The organism is Paracraurococcus lichenis, assembly GCF_030657435.1.
Classification (GTDB): domain Bacteria; phylum Pseudomonadota; class Alphaproteobacteria; order Acetobacterales; family Acetobacteraceae; genus Paracraurococcus; species Paracraurococcus lichenis.
Genome location: NZ_JAUTWS010000023.1, coordinates 81665 through 99741, shown reverse-complemented (window position 1 = coordinate 99741; position 18077 = coordinate 81665). Strand labels below are relative to the sequence as shown.

General features: G+C 58.6%; 21 protein-coding genes. 18 read left to right on the top strand and 3 right to left on the bottom strand.

The annotated features are described in order from the left end of the window. From Q7A36_RS22040 to Q7A36_RS22015, 6 genes are all read left to right on the top strand, one after another. Positions 1–1895, top strand: a 1895-nt coding sequence (locus Q7A36_RS22040; protein WP_305105907.1) for a phage tail tip lysozyme, incomplete at its 5' end; no start/stop codon positions are given. A gap of 10 nt (positions 1896–1905) precedes the next feature. Continuing rightward, on the top strand, positions 1906–2733 hold the full coding sequence (locus tag Q7A36_RS22035) for a DNA circularization N-terminal domain-containing protein (protein ID WP_305105906.1): 828 nt from the start codon (positions 1906–1908) through the stop codon (positions 2731–2733). Then, a complete protein-coding gene (locus Q7A36_RS22030) occupies positions 2730–3311 on the top strand; it encodes a hypothetical protein (RefSeq protein ID WP_305105905.1) in 582 nt (193 codons plus the stop codon). The genes Q7A36_RS22035 and Q7A36_RS22030 overlap by 4 nt, the downstream gene beginning before the upstream one ends. 16 nt (positions 3312–3327) lie before the next feature. Continuing rightward, positions 3328–4446 (top strand): phage baseplate assembly protein, encoded by a 1119-nt coding sequence (locus Q7A36_RS22025; protein ID WP_305105904.1) that lies wholly within the window; start codon positions 3328–3330, stop codon positions 4444–4446. After that, positions 4446–4967, top strand: coding sequence for a phage baseplate assembly protein domain-containing protein (locus Q7A36_RS22020; RefSeq protein ID WP_305105903.1), 522 nt, complete (start codon positions 4446–4448; stop codon positions 4965–4967). The genes Q7A36_RS22025 and Q7A36_RS22020 overlap by 1 nt, the downstream gene beginning before the upstream one ends. Before the next feature lie 9 nt (positions 4968–4976). Then, positions 4977–5426, top strand: coding sequence for a phage GP46 family protein (locus Q7A36_RS22015; RefSeq protein ID WP_305105902.1), 450 nt, complete (start codon positions 4977–4979; stop codon positions 5424–5426). Here the strand turns inward: Q7A36_RS22015 and Q7A36_RS22010 are convergent. Further along, entirely contained in the window at positions 5423–6037 is a 615-nt protein-coding gene (locus tag Q7A36_RS22010) for a hypothetical protein (RefSeq protein ID WP_305105901.1), read from the bottom strand. The two genes, Q7A36_RS22015 and Q7A36_RS22010, sit on opposite strands and share 4 nt — an antisense overlap. Positions 6038–6131: 94 nt before the next feature. On the opposite strand from Q7A36_RS22010, the gene Q7A36_RS22005 reads away from it, so the two are divergent. The 12 genes from Q7A36_RS22005 to Q7A36_RS21950 all read left to right on the top strand — a co-directional run bounded on the left by Q7A36_RS22005 (position 6132) and on the right by Q7A36_RS21950 (position 15350). Then, complete coding sequence (locus Q7A36_RS22005) at positions 6132–7241, top strand: baseplate J/gp47 family protein (protein ID WP_305105900.1); 1110 nt, start codon at positions 6132–6134, stop codon at positions 7239–7241. Beyond that, positions 7241–7840, top strand: coding sequence for a YmfQ family protein (locus Q7A36_RS22000; protein ID WP_305105899.1), 600 nt, complete (start codon positions 7241–7243; stop codon positions 7838–7840). The genes Q7A36_RS22005 and Q7A36_RS22000 overlap by 1 nt, the downstream gene beginning before the upstream one ends. A 75-nt stretch (positions 7841–7915) precedes the next feature. Further along, positions 7916–8983, top strand: a complete 1068-nt coding sequence (locus tag Q7A36_RS21995) for a hypothetical protein (protein ID WP_305105898.1) — start codon at positions 7916–7918, stop codon at positions 8981–8983. Continuing rightward, on the top strand, positions 8980–9417 hold the full coding sequence (locus Q7A36_RS21990; protein WP_305105897.1) for a hypothetical protein: 438 nt from the start codon (positions 8980–8982) through the stop codon (positions 9415–9417). The genes Q7A36_RS21995 and Q7A36_RS21990 overlap by 4 nt, the downstream gene beginning before the upstream one ends. A 22-nt stretch (positions 9418–9439) precedes the next feature. Continuing rightward, positions 9440–9808, top strand: coding sequence for a hypothetical protein (locus Q7A36_RS21985; RefSeq protein WP_305105896.1), 369 nt, complete (start codon positions 9440–9442; stop codon positions 9806–9808). Further along, on the top strand, positions 9805–10938 hold the full coding sequence (locus Q7A36_RS21980) for a collagen-like domain-containing protein (RefSeq protein ID WP_305105895.1): 1134 nt from the start codon (positions 9805–9807) through the stop codon (positions 10936–10938). The genes Q7A36_RS21985 and Q7A36_RS21980 overlap by 4 nt, the downstream gene beginning before the upstream one ends. A gap of 12 nt (positions 10939–10950) precedes the next feature. Continuing rightward, positions 10951–11334 carry a hypothetical protein gene (locus Q7A36_RS21975; RefSeq protein WP_305105894.1) on the top strand — a complete coding sequence of 128 codons (384 nt, stop codon included), beginning with the start codon at positions 10951–10953 and terminating at the stop codon, positions 11332–11334. After that, positions 11335–12351 carry a hypothetical protein gene (locus Q7A36_RS21970; protein WP_305105893.1) on the top strand — a complete coding sequence of 339 codons (1017 nt, stop codon included), beginning with the start codon at positions 11335–11337 and terminating at the stop codon, positions 12349–12351. 10 nt (positions 12352–12361) lie between these two features. Next, on the top strand, positions 12362–12634 hold the full coding sequence (locus Q7A36_RS21965; RefSeq protein WP_305105892.1) for a hypothetical protein: 273 nt from the start codon (positions 12362–12364) through the stop codon (positions 12632–12634). 307 nt (positions 12635–12941) lie between these two features. Beyond that, a complete protein-coding gene (locus Q7A36_RS21960) occupies positions 12942–14045 on the top strand; it encodes an endonuclease domain-containing protein (RefSeq protein WP_305105891.1) in 1104 nt (367 codons plus the stop codon). 379 nt (positions 14046–14424) lie between these two features. Further along, the gene (locus Q7A36_RS21955; RefSeq protein ID WP_305105890.1) at positions 14425–14889 is read left to right on the top strand and encodes a hypothetical protein; all 465 of its coding nucleotides are present in this window, start codon (positions 14425–14427) and stop codon (positions 14887–14889) included. 134 nt (positions 14890–15023) lie between these two features. Continuing rightward, positions 15024–15350, top strand: a complete 327-nt coding sequence (locus Q7A36_RS21950) for a hypothetical protein (protein WP_305105889.1) — start codon at positions 15024–15026, stop codon at positions 15348–15350. Positions 15351–15892: 542 nt separating this feature from the next. Here the strand turns inward: Q7A36_RS21950 and Q7A36_RS21945 are convergent. Together Q7A36_RS21945 and Q7A36_RS21940 are read right to left on the bottom strand one after the other, a co-directional pair. Next, positions 15893–16462, bottom strand: coding sequence for a hypothetical protein (locus Q7A36_RS21945; RefSeq protein ID WP_305105888.1), 570 nt, complete (start codon positions 16460–16462; stop codon positions 15893–15895). 296 nt (positions 16463–16758) lie between these two features. Further along, on the bottom strand, positions 16759–18048 hold the full coding sequence (locus Q7A36_RS21940; RefSeq protein ID WP_305105887.1) for a tyrosine-type recombinase/integrase: 1290 nt from the start codon (positions 18046–18048) through the stop codon (positions 16759–16761). Positions 18049–18077: the final 29 nt, after the last annotated feature.

Below are 18077 nucleotides of genomic sequence, written 5' to 3'. Positions count from 1 at the left end.
AGATGCGTGCCAGCATGGAGAAGTTTGCCAATGTCTCTGGGCTGAACAAGCTCAGCGGAGCATTGAAAGGGGCTGTCGGCCATGCTGCCAGCTTTGCACGCTCCCTCATCAGCGCAGTAGGCCCGCTGGGTGCGATCACAAGCGCTGCCAGCGTTGCCGGCCTCTATAAGTTAGTGAGCAACTGGGCTGACTTCGGCACTCAGCTTCAGAACACCAGCGCCCGCATGGGCACGAGCGCTGCCAACTTGCACACCCTGCAAGGTGCAGCACGACTGGCCGGTGCCAGCGGTGAGGATCTTGCATCCGGTCTCACCCACTTGGGCGATCTCATGCAGGATGCGATTGCAGGGCGTGCACCAGACGCTGCGCGCCTGTTCAATCTGCTAGGCATCAACATCCGGCGCAGCGGCTTTGAAGCCAAGAGCGGCACTGAGGTGTTCGAGCAGGTAGCTGATAGCATCGCACGCATCAAGCATCCAACCATCCAAGCTCAGGTCGCTACCCAGCTTTTTGGTGGTGCAGCTGAACGTCTACTCCCCTTCCTGAAGCGAGGTGCTGCCGGCATCCGCGAATACCAGCAGATGGCTGCCAAATATGGCACCGTCAACGAGGAAGGCGTCAAGCAGGCAGATCGCCTCCGCCAAGCGCAAACAGAATTGGCTATGAGCGTTGAGGGTTTGGGCTGGAGCATCGCTGAGAAGCTCGGTCCCACGCTCAGCCCTATGATCACCCAGCTGGCTACCTGGATCGCCAAAAACCGCGAGTGGATGGCTACGAAGGTCAACGAATACGTTGAGAGCTTCGCAAAGTGGGTCGGCGAGATCGACTTCAAGAAGATCACTGAGCAAGCCGGCGCATTCTTCACCAAGGCAGATGACATCGCGCAGAAGATCGGCGGCTGGCAGACAGCGGCGGAAGCCTTCTTCGCCCTCTGGCTCGGAGCCAAGTTCTTTGGCGTGATGGCCAACGTCGTGGCCCTCGGCCGTGCTGTCGCTGGCATCGTCGGTGGTGGCGCGGCAGCAGTAGCAGGCGCAGCAGGCGCCGCAGCAGGTGTGGGAAGTGGTGCAGCAGCCGCGGCGGGTGGCGGTGCAGTAGCGGGCGGCGCTGCCGCCGCAGCAGGTGGCCTCTTGCGCTTCCTGCCGCCCATAGCCGGTATCACGACTTTCGGCGCGATCATGCGGCCTAGCACTACCAACGCTGGTGAAGCCGACGAGCTGCGCAGGTTGGGTCTACATGGCCCCACCATTGCTGAGAACAGAGTGTACGACGGCCTCAAGGCACGCGGCCTCAGCGATGAGGAGGCAGCGGGCGTCACATCCAATGTCATGGCGGAGAGCGGCGGCAATACCGCAGCCACCAACACGGCTGGTGGCGGTGCAGGCGCACACGGCTTGTTCCAATGGCGCGGTGATCGTGCTGCCGCCTTCATGCGGCAATACGGCTACATGCCCTCAAGCGGCACCCTCGATCAGCAGCTGGACTTCTTCATGCAGGAGAGGAACGGCGCGGAAAAGGCGGCAGCTGACAAGGCACGAGCCGGGACTACGGCTGCTGACATCGGCAAAGGCTACAGCCAGCATTTTGAAAGGCACGGCAACCGGAACGAGGACGAAGCTCGCGGTCAGCAGGCTGAGAAGATTCTCCAGCGGCAGCGCCAACGCCAGCAAGAGCAACCAGCTGCCCCGGCACCCCAACCCGCCCCTGAGAAGCCGCAGAACGTCTCAGCGGTCACAGCACCGCAGGGCAACATCCGCGACGTCAACGGCAACATCCAGGTAGGCATCAACTTCGCCAACGCGCCGCAAGGCATGCTGGCAAGTGCCACGAGCACAGGCGATGCCTTCGGTGGTCCGCCTCTGGTGTCCATGGGCATGCCCTCATTCGTAACTGCATAAGGAGCATCCCGTGGTTTTCACCCCCATCTGGTACAACGATCTCCAGGCTGCTTCCTGGCGCGGTGTTCCCTTCATCGTCGAGAGCATCGGCACCAAGGCAGGCCGCCGTGTGGCCGTGCATGAGTACCCGTTCCGGGACACCCCCTGGGTCGAGGATCTCGGCAAGGGCCTTGAGGAATTCACGGTGGTTGGCTTCGTCCAGGGCGACGACGTCAAATCCAAATTTGAATCCATCAAGCGTGCTTGCGAGCAGTCCGGTCCTGGGGAGTTCGTTCATCCCCGCCTGGGTTCAAAGACTGTCAGCCTCGTGGCCAGCGGCTTCAGCGAGGCCAAGGAGAGCGGCAGCAACGTCGTTGGTTTCAGCCTGGTCTTTTTGGTCACACAGGAGGAAAGCTCCACCAGCCTGTGGCCGGTCGCCAAGACTTCCACCCTCAGCGCCATCACCGATGCCGTGCTCAACACCAATGGTGCGGCCTCTGGCAGCTTCCTGGACGGGGTGAAGGACATCGTGGGCGATGGACTGGCGGCCGTGCAGAGCGTGCGCGAGACAGCGCAGGGCTATGTTGACGCGGTGCAAAGAACGGTAGGCGATGCGCGGCAGGCGCTTGGTGCCGTGCAGGGCTTCGCTACTGCGCTGGGCGTGCCCAGCGGCGCCTTTGGTCGCTTCAATCGCATCATCAACAGCGCTCAGGGTGCGGTCACTGAGGTCAGCAGTGGGCTGGCCATGGTGCAGCGTACCGAGAACGGTGTCAGCCATGCACTCGAAGGTGCAACGCGTCTCCGTGACACTGTCACTCGCGCGGGATCAACAGTTTCGAATTTGGTAGGTAGCCTATGAGCGTCATCGAAGACATCGCCGCGTCCGTACAGGATCTCACCGAAACGCTGCGGCTCGCCGCTGCTGACCCGGCCGATCAGATCCGCTTGCTGATCAACCTCGCGCAGTACGGCCTCACTGCCAACCAAACGCAGGGGCCAATCGTCTCGGCATCACCGACAGCGAAGGCCAAGCACACTGCCATCACAGCGACATCGGCCCTGTGCCGACGTGCTGCACTGGCTAGCTTGGCTACAGCAGTTTCCCTGTACACACCCGTGAGCAGCAGTGAAGCACAGGACATGCTGCATCGCTTGCTGCCCCTGTATGACAGAGAGATCCAAATTGCAGGCGACCTAGGCGACGACACAGCCTACAGCGCGTTACGCGATCTCCGCACTGCGGTCAGCAATGATCTTCAGAGTCGCGCAATCAATCTGCCCGAGGTGATCGCCATCACCCGCGCAGCGCCGCTGCCTAGCCTCGTGATCGCGTACTCGCTGTATGAGGATGCAGACCGAGCGGAAGAGCTAGCGCAGCGCGTAGACACGCCGCACCCGCTGATGATGCCCACCACCTTCTCGGCATTGAGCAGCTGAACGCGGTAAATACGTGATGGCAAAGCAAGACGATCTCAGCATCACGGCGAACGGACAAATCGTATCTGGTTGGCAGGAAATCAGGCTCACGCGAGGCGTTGAGCGCTTCCCCAGTGATTTTGATATCGTAGCTACCGAGAAATACCCCGGCAGCATGAGCGTGGTGTTCCAGCCCGGCATGCGATGCGAAGTGAAAATCGGCAGTACGCTGGTGCTCACGGGCTACATCGATCGCGTGACGCCGAGCTTCAATGCCCATCAGCATACCATCCGGATCAGCGGTCGTAGCAAGTGCCAGGACTTGATGGATTGCAGCGCTGACATCCAGGCATTCGGCGGGCAGATCAACGGCGCTACCTTCGTGTCACTCGCCCAGCAGCTCTGCAAGCCCTTCGGCATCCAAGTCACCGATCTCACCGCACAGGTTGGCGTTGAGCCGATCAAGTTTGAGACCTTCAGCGTCAACCTCGGCGAGACGCCATATGAGATTCTCGAACGCGTGGCACGATCTGTAGGCGTGCTGCTGTATGATGACGTGGACGGCAACCTTGTTATCTCTCGCATCGGCAAGCATGCAGGTGAAGTGCGCGGTGTAACAGAAGGCATCAACATCCAGTCGGCCGGTGCAGCCTTCTGCATGGATCAGCGATACAGCCATTACATCGTGGTGCCTACCACTGTGGACACGACCGGCGATGTGCGACAGAGCTTGAACAGCGGTGCGGGCTTTGCGGTCGCTACCTCTAGGGACGTTGGCACTCCGCGCTATCGGCCAATGATCATCGTCGGCGAGCAGTTTCAGAACGGCCAATCCCTCTCACAGGCACGTGCTGATTGGGAGAACAATCGTCGCTGGGGTCGCAGTCAGGCAGCACGCGTCACCGTGGACAGCTGGCGCGATGTCGATGGCAGGCTATGGCAGCCCAACACGCTCGTTGCCATGGACATTCCCACCTTGTACCTCAGCAAGAAGAAGTGGGTGCTCAGTGAGGTCACCTACTCGCGGGGCATGACCACTGGCACCACCGCTGACATGGTGCTCATGCCGCCAGAAGCCTTCTCCATCCAGCCTACAACGCTCAGCCCTTACGATTGGGATCGCACGCAGGCTCTACAGCAAGGGAGCCAGCAATAATGCAGGATCTCACACGCATCTTCCGCCGAGTGCAGAACGTCATCCGGTTGGCAAAGACGACCGCAACCACCATCGAGAAGGGCGTCATTCAGCGCGTGCAGGCTCGCTTCAACCCGCTTGAGGTTGGCGATCGCAACTCCATGCAGACTTACGGCTTCGCCAGCGCTTTGCCTGTCGGCAGCGATGTGGTGGTGGTGAATGTCAGTGGCGACAATTCCAACGGCATCATCGTGGCCAGCAACCACCAAGGCTCACGTCCCAAGAACATGGTGACCAACGAGGTGAGGATCTACAACCTCGAAGGCACCGTCATCCAGGTGAAAGCCGGCGAGGTCAACATCACAGCGGCCACCAAGGTGAACATCACGACGCCAGAGGTCACGATGAGTGGCAAGCTGACAGTCGCAGGTGATGTGGTGAGCACGGGCGGCGACGTGAAGGCAGCTACGATCTCGCTGAAGCAGCACGTTCATCAAAACACACAGCCGGGCAATGGCCTGAGCGGCGCACCCAAGCCATAAGGAGACGTCATGTCCGACATCAAAATCGAATGGAGTTTGGAGAACGCCGCGGGTGATTGGCTATTCGAAGCTGGTGACATCGCCCAAGATGCAGCGCTCAACAGCGCCATCATGGTGAGCCTCTTCACCGACCGCATCGCTACACCCGACTACAAGCCCACAGACGGCACCACAGACCGGCGCGGCTGGTGGGGTGACACTTACAGAGATAGCCCGATTGGCAGCCGTCTATGGCAGCTGAACCGAGCAAAGAAGGTGGGGCAGACGCCCATCCTCCTGCAAGCCAAGGACTACTGCAAAGAGGCATTGGAATGGCTGATCGAGGACGGCATTGCCACCGCCATCGACGTCAGGACTCAGTGGCTCTCGTCCAATATGCTGAGCATCGACATCACCATCACCAAGCCTGACAACACGAAGTCCAGGCCCTTCCGTTTTAGCTGGACGTGGCCGGCTTAGGCAGGACCTTCTGGATTTCCGGGAGTTGACAAGCCAGGCGGGAAGTACGTAGGGGTCCAGCGCCAAAAAATGCCAATCCACTCCGGCGGAGGTTCAATCAGTCTGGTCATCTCTCTGATCATATCAAACATGGTAGTGCATGCCCATCGTGCCACCTCGTGACCGAAGTCCCTTGTCTTCAACTTTGATACAATAACACCGGCCGCTTTCTTCGGTGGCGCTCGGCGCTTTGGATGCACTACGTAATTACGAAGCTCAATAAGGGCATCAAAGCTTTGCCATGGCTCGGTGCTACGGTCGAAAGAGCGCTGACGGACCACGATGGGAAATAGCTGCCATTTCTGCCGGAGTTCCAACCGATCGAAATCCTGTGGCAATTCGAGGGTAGCCTCAAAGGGTAAACGATATCGATGGAATTCGAACCAGTGGCAGAGTTCATTTATCACCGCTTCGGCGACAGTAACACAAAGCGTTACAGCCGTCATTGCTTCGATGTTCTCGCCAAACGTCCCTGCTTGCTCCCGCGACCGCTTCGCTGCCTCCTTCGCCCCAATAAAAAGTAGCTCGCCCACTTGTTTGGCGGATATACTTCGAAAATCAGCTGTCATCATGTCTGAAGCTTGGCACCCTCGTGGAGGTCTGACCAGACGTTGGTTTGGGCATCTCTCGGTAAATATGGGACGACACTCACAGTGAGGTACCCATATGCCCTTCTATCGCCCGTCTCTGACGGATTTGCAGCGACAGGCGTTGCAAGAAATCGCCAACGCACTGCCCACTGGTACGCCGCTTCGCAACTCAGTGCTCGGCACACTCGCCACCACGCAAGCTGGCTTCTCTCATTTGCACTTCGGCTATCTCGATTGGATCGCAAAGCAGAGCGTGCCGTTCACTGCAACCGGTGAATTCCTCGATGCATGGGCAGCGCTCAAAGGCGTCTTACGGACCCCTGCAACATACGCACAGGGCAAGGTCACATTCGCCGGGGTAGCTGGAACAGTGATACCAGCGGGCAGCGTAGTGACCCGCGCAGACGGTGTTACCTACACGACGACCGCCTCGGTTGCGGTTGGTAGCTCCGGCAGTGTGGATGCGACTGTCAGCGCTGTGGAGGCTGGTTCTACGGGCAATGCCAATATCGGTGTCGCCGTCACCCTGGCTAACCCCATCGCTGGGATTACCAGTGCTGGCACAGCGAGCACGGATCTCACAGGCGGTGCCGACGTGGAGGATGACGATGCACTCCGCACGCGCATGCTCCTCAAATATGCCTCCCCTCCGCAAGGCGGTGCAGCGACCGACTACATCAATTGGGCACTGGCAGTGCCAGGTGTAACCCGTGCATGGTGTAATCCCAATGGGGCGGGCAACGGCAGCGTGGTGTTGTACGTCATGCTGGACAACGCGCAGGCGCTCAACGCGGGTTACCCACAGGGCAGCAATGGTGTGGCCACTCTCGAGAAGCGCGCCACCGCAGCAACCGGTGATCAGCTGACTGTGGCCAATGCCATCAACCCGCTTCGCCCTGCCACCGCACTGGTCTACGTCTGCGCCCCTACCCCGCAGCCGATCAATATCAGCATCGCCAACTTCAGCCCCAACTCCCTGGCCAATCAGGATGCGGTGAAGGCCGAGCTAGCAGAGCTGTTCGTCAACATCGGCTCGCCACTGGGTACGACGATTTACCCCTCTGCCATCACGTCGGCGATCGCCCGTGTGACTGGCGTTGATCACTTCACTCTGTCATCCCCTGCTGCCCCTGTGAACATCGCAGTTGGCTCGCTTCCTAGCGTTGGCACTGTGAGCTTCAGCTGATGGCTTCGATCCCCACCTACACTGCTGAGCAGTTCGCTCAAGCCTTCCTCAATCTCCTTCCCACCGGCAAAGCTTGGCCGAAGGAGACTGAGAGCAACCTCACTCGCACGGCCGCGGCACTGGTACCAGTTTACGTGACCAACAGTCACAGCGCAGGCAACCTCCTCGTTGATACCTTCCCCAGCAGCACGATTGAGCTGTTGCCCGAGTGGGAAGCGAGCCTCGGACTGCCCGACGAGTGCCAAGGGCCAGCACCGACACTGCAAGCTCGTCGCGCACAGGTGGTGGCACGCTTCATCGACAGTGGCGGCCAATCCCTTCAGCATTTCATCGATATCGCGGCTGCGCTGGGTTATCCCATCACCATCACTGAATATGAGCCCAGCCGCGCTGGTGCAATGCGTGCCGGTCAGCCGCTTATGGCCGAAGGCATGCAGTTCGTGATGCGCATCAACGCCGCACTGCTGAACATCCGCCACTTCACAGCAGGCAGCAGCACAGCAGGTGAGCCACTCACCAGTTTCGGCAATGACGTGCTGGTTTGCGAACTCACACGCATTGCTCCTGCGCATACACGTCCGGTCTTCAGCTACACATAAGCACACACAGCCGTTTCGCGTAGATCAGGTAAATAGCCGGAATAACCCTTCCATCCTGATACGCGAGGCGCCTGTATGGTCCATAAAATTGATTCATCGACCGCCGTCTCAGTGATGCCCACGCCGGGCGCCGCTGGGACGCCTGGTTGGTTCACTGACGGCAATCCTGCACTGGGTATTGCCGGTACCGTGGTTACGGCAGATTGGCTGAATGCACAGCAGGCTGAAATCCTCAATGTGCTCACAGCGGCCGGCATCACACCCGACAAGACGAAGCAGAATCAGCTGCTGACCGCCATTCAGACCCTTGCGGGATCTGGTTCTGGATCTGGCTCGTCTTCCGGCGGACGCACCGTGCTCACTACCTCGCTCTACATCTACGTGGACGCCACGTCGGGGAATGACACCAACCCTGGAACATCGGCTGCGCCGCTATATACCCTGCAAAAAGCCTGGGACATGATCTGCGCGAACTACGACTGCGCATTCTTTGATGTCTATATCTGGGTGAGAAACGGGTATTATTCCGCAGGTATCACGTCCACCTACAAGCCCATGAATGCAAGGCGCGTCTTCATCGCCGGTAACTCAGGCTACGCTCCAAGTGCCGTTATCACCGTGTCGCAAGGCAACTGCTTCAACTTCACCTTTGGTGGTCAGATTTGGATCTCCTCGCTCACGCTTCAAGCGACAGGGTCACCAACTGGTGGTACTGGTTGCGCGCTCAGGGCCAATAAAGGCACATCCATCTATTACGACAATGTGCGGTTTAACTCCTGCGGCACGGCACATCTTTATGCCGACAGCACCGGGCAAATCGACGCACTCAGGTCAGATTACGGCGCAGCGAGTTTCGAGATCATCGGTGGTGCGCCGTGTTTTGCATACGCGGAAAACTCGGGCAGCATCTATCTTTCTAACTCAAGCTGCACTGTCACCAATACTCCGAATTTCTCCACAGCCTTCGTTTGCGGATATTACAACAGCAACATCGTGGCCGGGTCATTCAGCTACAGCGGCACTGCAACCGGCGTGCGTTATCTCATGTACTTCAATTCTGTCTGCAATACCGCCGGCGGTGGAACCGGTTACTTTCCTGGCACTGGGGGCGGCACGCTTTACACTGGAGGTCAGTACGCATGATGAATCACTCACCCGACAAGTGGTTCTGGATCGTGGGTTCAGATGCCGATCGCGTCTACAGCAGCGCTGCCGCGCAGTACGTGCCTGTTACTGATGAGAGCTATACCGCCTTCGTGGAAGCAGGCGGCTTTGCCACTCGCATCATCAATGAGGATGAGCTGAAGGACGTGTTCGCTCAACAATACCCGGCGGGTTGGCATTTCCCGAAAACCCGTCTCACCGGGCTTGAGTTCATGAATCGCCTCAGCACGGAAGAGAGCGCAGCGATCGCCACAGCGGCGCAGAGCAATGCCTCCGTATTGGTGTGGCTGCTCAAGTTGTCCGCTGCCACCTATGTCGATCTCACCGATCAGCAGACGATCGAGGGCGTGAATGCCATCAAGGCTGCCGGCTTGCTAACCGCTGATCGCGCTGCGGAGCTTCTCGCTATCTGACATCGATTATGCAGGAGGTCGCATGACCCAAATTCAAGACGTCGAGCCGTATGATCTCACCATCATTCAGGGCGACACATTCACCTGGCAGGGAAAAATCTGCGACGAAGAGAATGAGGTTCTCACCCCTGTGGATCTCACCGGGTACACGGCCGCCATGCATATTCGTCATCGCATTACCGACGCAGTGCCACTGATCACGCTCACCACTGAGAATGGCAGGATCATCCTTGGCGGCACTGAGGGCACGATCACGCTGATGATTGCCGATGAGGATACAGCAACGCTGCCGCCTTGCCGTGCTGTTTACGATCTCAAGCTGGCAGTGAGCGGCGGTGTGTTTCGCTTCATGGGTGGCGCCTGCTTCATCGAGGGGAGCGTCACACGATGACAAAAACTGTTCTCGTCGTTGAGGAGAATATCTCCAATCAGGTGCTTCGGGTTGAGGAAAACCCGAACACCATCAAGCGCGTGCTGCAAGTCGCTTCGCTGCCTGTGATCGCCCCCAAAGGCGATACCGGCCCTCAAGGGCCAAAGGGCGACAAAGGCGATCCGGGTGATACCGGCGCACAAGGCATCCAAGGTCTCAAAGGGGACAAGGGCGATACTGGCGATGTTGGTCCTCAGGGCATCCAAGGCATCCAGGGGCCCAAAGGCGACACTGGCGCGACCGGCGCTACTGGCCCCAAAGGTGACCAAGGCGATGTCGGCCCTCAAGGGCCAGTAGGCGCTACTGGTGCAACGGGAGCAACCGGTGCCAAGGGCGATACCGGAGCGCAAGGCATTCAAGGGCTGACAGGTGCCACTGGCGCAACTGGACCAGCTGGTGCGACAGGTGCAACTGGCCCCAAGGGTGACAAAGGCGATACCGGCGCCCAAGGCATTCAAGGTCCAGCTGGTGCGACCGGAGCAACGGGAGCAGTTGGCGCGACAGGACCCAAAGGGGACAAAGGCGACACCGGAGACGTTGGGCCCCAAGGCATTCAAGGACCAGCTGGTGCGACCGGAGCAACGGGAGCAGTTGGCGCGACAGGACCCAAAGGGGACAAAGGCGATACCGGCGCCCAAGGCATTCAAGGACCAGTCGGTGCGACCGGCCCCGCAGGTGCTACTGGCGCAACTGGTCCGCAGGGCGACATCGGCCCACAAGGGCCGCAAGGCATTCCCGGTACCCAAGGCATTCAAGGGCCAACAGGTGCGACCGGTGCAACTGGTGCAACGGGAGCCACCGGCGCGACTGGTCCTGGCGTAGCGGCTGGCGGCAATGCCGGCGACGTACTGCTGAAGAATTCCAGCACCGCATACGACACCGCTTGGGGTCAGCTGCCTTACAGCAGCCTCAGCGGCAAGCCGACAATTCCAACCAATTTGGACAGCCTTACCGACGTGGTGATCACCACGCCGTCCACCGGCCAGATCATTAAGTATGACGGCACCAACTTCGTAAACGCCGACGCGCCATCAAGCTCTGGCTCAAGCAGCCCGACCGGTTTGACGTGGTACTCGCTCGGCTACCTTTGAGGAGACTAGCGCATGGCAACAGCGCCGATTTTCGTAGCGACACCAAAGATCGCTCTCAGCACAGTCACCACGGCGAACACGGCGCGTGATGGTACGGGCACTCTCACCACTGCCTTCACTGCCGGCGCCAATGGCAGTCGCGTTGAACGCATCACCGTCACGGCCTCAGTCACCACTGCTGCTGGTACCATCACCATTTTCGTGTCTGACGGCACCAACAACCGGCTCTATCGTGAGATTACCGTGCTCGTCACCACCGCCAGCACCACCTCACCAGCATGGTCGGGCACAGTGTCGCTGGGATTGATTCTGCCAGCTGGCTACAGCGTGAAAGTGGGGACTAACGTCGCCACCGGGCAGCCATTTAATGTTGTGATTGAGGGCGGGGATTTTTAAATGAACAGCGGCTTCCTTCCGCTTGTTTCGACCGGTCTCAGATATGGCGCTGGGAGAAATAACCTGACGATCGGCGACGGCGATGCGCTGTCGGGATCTCAGTCGCAGAACGCCATCGTGCTCGGCACCAACAACCAGGTGAATGGGTTGCAGGACCTGAGCATCATCATCGGTTCCAGCAACACACTGCACGGCACACAGGCTTACGCCAACGGCAGCTTGAATGCTGGCAACATCATTATCGGCAACGGCACGACGATGTACGGCAACACCAATGTCAGTGCCAGCGACGGCGACATGGTGCTCATCGGGAACAAGATCACCGTTGGTACGGCATCAAGCACCTTTAAATATTCCGGCGTTGCTATCGGAAAGAGCGCCACAGTCGGCACGGGCGTTTCTCTCGGTGCAGGTGCTCAGTCATCGTCAGGCACAGCAGTCGGACTTGGCGCGTCAGCCGGTAGCAGTGTGGCCATTGGGGGTGCCGCTACAGCAAACAGTTCAAACAGCATCGCGCTGGGGAATAACTCGACCGATAACAGCCAGACATACGCCATCGGCATCCATCAAAACGGCAAGCCTCGTGCGCCAAGCTCGTTGGCTCTGGGTGGTGCAAATTCCAACGGTCAGACACTGACCATGCAGGTTTACAACTCCACCTCAGACGCCACGCAGACCGAGTTGTTTGCCTGGACATCATTGAGCAACCGCATGGTGTTGATCGCCAACTCCTGCTGGTTTTTCAAAGCATATGCCGTCGCGCATCGCACTGATTCCAAGGGCGACCGCATGGCATGGGAATATGTGGGCTGCATCAAACGCGACGCCACGGCGGCGACCACAGCACTGATCGGCGCAGTCACCACCGTCAACACTTTCAACACGGGATCGCTGACGTGGATCATCACGTGGGATGCAGACACTACCAACGGCGCACTACGCGCCAGAGTCACCGGCGAGAGTGCCAAGACCATTCAGTGGCACATTCGCGTCGATGCAATCGAAGTTTTCGGATAAGGAGACAAGCATGGCACTTCAGATGGATTACAATGACGGTGTGAACGACTACCCTGAGGCATATCTCCGTGTGCTCATGATGAGCAGCGATCACGGCACGATCAACGTGATGTTTGCGACCTATGCAGATGCAGCTACGCGGTGGGCAAATCCCAGCGACATTCTCACCACCACACCGGAGAGCTTCGCCTATCAGGACACGATCGACGGCAGCAACCCGCTGGCGCAGAGCTATGCGCTGCTGAAGTCGCGCAGCACCTACAGCGGCGCGCTTGACGTCTGAGTTTGATGAAGGCGTGGCTACAGCAGTCGAGCAGCATCCAGGGAGTGGCGATCATCGCCGCTGCCCTGGTGGCCTACCTACTCGATGCGGTCACTCCCGACATCGCCGTCAGCATGGTAGCGGCGGGCATACTGCTGCTGTGCATGAAGCAGCGACCGGGGCCGAGTAGCTAATGGCGAGCTGATCTGCAAACCCATGTTCTTGGTACGCGGAGGACGGGCAAAGTCCCCCTCCGGCCTTTGCATTAACAGATTATCCATGCAAACCGGATAATTCCCATCGGTATTTGCGCCGGGTGCGATGTGAAATGCTTGAGAAGACAATCAAGATCCGCCTTATTGTCACTGGGCTGCTCATCCTGGGTGGGTTCGTCTTTCCATACCTGTTCATACTAGCGGCGTTCTTCGGCTGGACGATTATCGATTCTCTACGGAATCCGCCAGCGCCACCGCCACAAGAATGGTACGCGCTCCGCTGGACGACCACGAAGGCGGACCCAAAATGGAAGACCTATTTCCTACCGTTCTGCGACTCGCCGGCAGAAACTGCTTTTCTCGAAGCGATGATCCCTGCCTTCGGGCTAACCCCAGAAAAAGGTATTCTAACGGGAGTTGGACTGTCTCTGAACCTGCAGGTCAAGATTCCACCGTACCGGGTGGATTTCCTCGCCAATGAGTGGCTCGTGATTGAGATCGACGGCGCGGCATACCATTCATCACCCGAAGCTGTGGCCAGGGACAGAAGCCGCGATGAATACCTGCGCGGCAAGGGATACACCACAATTCGTATCCCCGCGAAGATCGTCTTCAATAAACCAGACGAAGCAGTCCAGAGGGTACGCACGGCTATCTCAGCGAGTCAAAAGGTGGAGGCTACTGCGACCTCAAAGCCGACGCAGCCAGGACCGCTGGAGAACGTGAACCGTGGTATTGCTGCCGTCAACAACTTCATCACTGAAGTTAGTCGTGACCTCACTGTCGGGGCAGCCGTCCAAAAGGCCACCAGTCCGGCTGAAATAGCCTTTCATGCCGAGAGAACCGTGATCACCAAGGCGCTACAGCGCGCCGCTGATTCGCTGGAAACCGAAGACCGCTTTGCCAACGACGAGAAAGCTCGGAAGTTGTATGAGGCGAATGTAGCGGCGATCAAAGCCGTCCTCGGTGACGACAAGAAAATCACTTTCGAAATTCCCGTTATCACGGCACCACCGTCTCACTCGGATACGGACATCGACGCCCGCATTCAACGAGCGCATCAGCAGCTAATGGGAGAGAGGGCCGCCTACTTCGCAGAGGTTAGGCAGCAGCTGGTCGCTAATCCCCGCTTGCAGGCCCTTGTGAAGGCTCGGCTTGAGGACATTGAGTGCTCTGCGTGCTGGACCACCATCTGGCAGCTAGCCGACCAGTGGTAGCATGAGAGAGGTAGGTAGCTGACGTAGGAAAGGCGGCTAGGATTGCCCTAGCCGCCCCTACAAGGGTCGTGTAGCGCCCTCCGTCAATCAGTTAGTACATGCACCTCCATCTCAAGACCAAGCGCCTCTATGAGCTTCCTCAGCTCTTCTAGCTGCACAGAATCCAGGCAAAGCTCCTGCGATCGGCGGTTATATTCGACAACGATCAAAATCATTTGGTTGTGCTCCGTAGGGCTAACTGGCGCCATGACGAAGCCGTTGATCACTCCCGTCTACCGATTTCTTCCTGAAATGGCAATATTCTTTGGTTGATCCGGGATCACTCTGGCTTTCGGCTACTTTGGCCAGCGCAGGGCTGGTGAAGAACCGGAGCAATTACATGCTTTCGAAGTTGAAGATTGTCGATGTTGCCCGCAGCACTGCGGCCAGCGATGCAGCTATGCGAGTGAGAGCCAAACTGGTTGCTGCACTACAGGAGCAGAAAGCCAGCGTGCAGGCAGCGATTGACGGCACACGCTTCACTGCTACGCGCAAAGTTGGCGGTGAAACGCGCGAACGGCGCTTTCGGCCGTGGTGGTTCAAAAACGGCAACGTGTATCTCACGTCAGTGCAGTACGGCACCTCCCCTCTCCCACTGCCCGGCGGCCGATCGGTGGAAGCTGGCAGCACGAAAGAGGATCTGCTCACGACTTACGACCTGCTCGTTGAAGCAGTCCAGCAAGGCGAGTTGGACGAGGTGCTCCTCACTGCTGCTGCAAGGAGGGGCCGCAAGGGCAAAGAGACGCCCGCTGAGGGCAACAGCACCGTCCAGCAACCCGTGCGTCGTACTGCGCGCCGCAGCTAGCTAGCGACCCCTTACAGGGGCTTACAGGGGCAGGCAAAAAGCCTGCCCTTTTCCTTTATCTGAGCCCCGTTTTCGCTGTTCCAAGTTAAATATCTCCGAGCAGCCAACGAGATTGAGAATGAGGAGAACTCATCATGGACGTAGTAGCAGATTTTCTCGCCACCCTTCACGCCAACAACAAGCCGCAGTACCAGGGCATCAGCGAGAACGCCTTCCGGATCTACAGCGAGCAAGGGCGCTTGTCAGTGAAGCTGCATGCCTGGGCGATCAAGGCAGCGGGCTTTCAGAAGGTGCCAGTGCCAATCGAGTTTCACGACGTTGAAACCTATGAGGCTGTAGCCCAGCAGGACAGCACGAACACATCGCTCCACAAGGAAGAGGCTTTGGCGGCAGTGATCGCAGCGTTGCACGACAGCGCGGTCATCCTGCAGAATGCAGCCAATAAACTTCGCACCATGTGACGCAGGCTAAATACCCACGTGATTCCGTCGCGTGTGTAGGGCAGAATCCTCCAATGTGCGAAAAATCCATTCGCTCCTAACCCCGGCGAGTGGGTTTTTCCATGACTGAACGCGACGAGTAAATAGATCGGATACAGTTGCCCGTAACGGGTGAAGCGCCGCACTCCTTGCTGGTGATCCGCCGCGTCGGTGACATAGACGCTATGCCTTGGCAGTGCGGGTAATCGCATTGTCTGCCGCGCTCACTCCCCGAGGGGCTAAGCTCGGGGCATAATTTGAGGTCGAATAGCGTCAACGGCGGAAAGTGAGGCCCGGTGGAAACACCGGGCCTTCGCCTTGAGTGGTGGCCAAGAAGGCAAAGGCTTAAATACCGCTGAGGAGCGTCCGCTTCTCATTCCAGGCTGCTCAGAGGGCTCGTCGCTAATGCGACGAGCCCTTAGCTGCGTCAGCATGATGCAGAATGCCCGGTGCGATTATATCGCACCGGGCTCCACATTGTCGCAAGACTCGGCCGTTGCCTGAAGGCGTGTTGCTGTTTGGGCTTACGCACCTTCCTCGGTAGTATTGCCGATTCTCGCCGACTTGTTCCGCTTCTGCGAGTTCAGCTTATTCTGAATGGCCTTCTCCCGACGCCTCATGGCATCTGGGAAATGCTCGTCCAAAGCACCTGCCTCCACCGCCTGCTTGATCCTGTCAATAGTTGCGGCAACTTCCTTCAGTGTCTTCCCGGCAGGGATCCCCTGCCGCTTCCCGTTAGCAGCAACCGGGAGCAGCGGAACGTTCCCAAGCTTAGGCACCACCTTGAAGATGCCGCCATCCCGTCGGTAATCGGAAGGCCCCTTTTGAACCTTGCCAGAGTTGATGTCCTGCTTAGTACGCTCTAACCTGTCGCAAACCAACTTCCGCTGGCCCTCGACGGCGTTGAGGGGCAGGACAGGGCGGGCTGTCGGAGCGCTGATCTCCTCAATGGTCAGCCCGAAGTCGTCGAGTGTCGTCGACGGGACATTGTTGGTGGGAGGCGCGTTGGCCACCGGAGCGCTGGTTGAAGCCAGCGCGGGTGCGGAGGATTCCACATCCTCCGCGTTTGCGGGTTCTCTCTCCACGTCGTTCATTAGGCGATCTCCTTTAGCCAAACCACTGGCCCCGTGCCGTGGTCCGAGGACTAACCGCCTGCTCCGGTTACCCGCGAGCGCTTGTGCCTAAGCAATCTCCTTCGGTCGAACTACTGGCCCTGCGCCGTGGTTCTATAGATGATTGCCCACTCCGGTTACCCGCGAGCGCTGTATGAGCTACCCGTTCGTGTGATGCCGGTCAAGGGATTACCGTTCGGTCTGCGCGGAAGCGTGCCGGGAAAATTTTTCTGCCTCATCGAAACTCTCGTGTCAGGCACAACGATGTTCGCAACCCCTTACTTCCCTCCGCTACCGCCCAGGATCGAGTCCACCTGCTGCGTGTGCAAAGCATGATCGTAGGTTGCAGTGATGTGGTGCGGCGAGGTGCCCAGGTTTTTTGCCAACGCGGAGATGTTGACGCCACGCATGATTGCCCGCGTGACATGCGTGTGCCGCAGCGAATAAGGCGTGCGTTTCTTGCCGTCGTCACACGTCAGCATGCCAAGCTCCTCCAACACCTGCATGAAGACGTCCCTGAACGTGTTGATCTTCGTCCCATCCTGGCGAACCCATAGATAGGCGGTCGGCTTGTAGTCAGGGTGGTGTTCGCGCAGCAGGCGCATGACCTCCTGCAAAGCGGTGCTGACGATGACCTTGCGGCTGCCGCGTTTGCCCTTTCGCACGTGTAGGATGTAGTGCGGCGTGGCATTGCCTTTGAATTCGACATCTACGAAGCGAAGATCCTTGGACTCTTCACCTGGCCGCAATCCCGTCAGCAGATGGAAGCGAGTCCACAGCCACAGCAGGCGGCGGGAGCTGATGTGGTTGGGATCAGAGACCTCGCTGATGCGTTGCTCCAAGCGATTCAGCAGCCGTGTCTCCTCATCCTCGTCAAACGCTCCACGCCGAGGCACCTTGACAGCAGTGACTTCGATGAGTGGCATTTCTTCCCGGGTCAGCATGCGCTGACGCACGGCATGCTCCACTACCCAGCGCACGATGACCTCAAAGCTCTTGCGAGACAGAGCAGATGGCGGCTTGGTGCTGGTGCCCTTGCTCATGTAGACGCGTGGAGTGTCGTACAGCTCGCCCTTGCGGTTGCGAGCCACCACACGGGGCCGCTTGATATCCTTGTTGCGAAGCCACTGGTCCTCGTAGCTCCGCATAAGATCGTCGATGTCTTTTGGGGCCAGCAGGCTGAGTTCGAGGTGGCCCATGCTCGGCATCAGGTATGTCTCCAACTTCTGGATATGGACCAGCCGGCTGGATTTGAACTGACGCTGCTGCTCTCGCTTGAGATGTTCCAACAAGCTGGTGGCAGCCTGAGCAAAAGTCACCGGGTTGTAGGAAAGCTTTCTCTCAGCTCGCCACTGAACCTCCAGATAGCGATCAGTGGCGATCTTGATAGCTTGCTGTAGATCGTTCGTCCTGGTACTTCTGCGCTCAATGGTGCCGTCAGGGAGCGTGAAGCGATAGCTCCACGTAGCAGACGCCACGTCGTTCCTCTGAGTAAGAGTGACAGCGCCGTTCTGGATGGTGATCTTGTTTGCTTGTCTCTTGGGAAACTTGAAGAGGTCGTTGCTCACGGAGTGCGTGCTCGTTCTGTGTTGCGTCG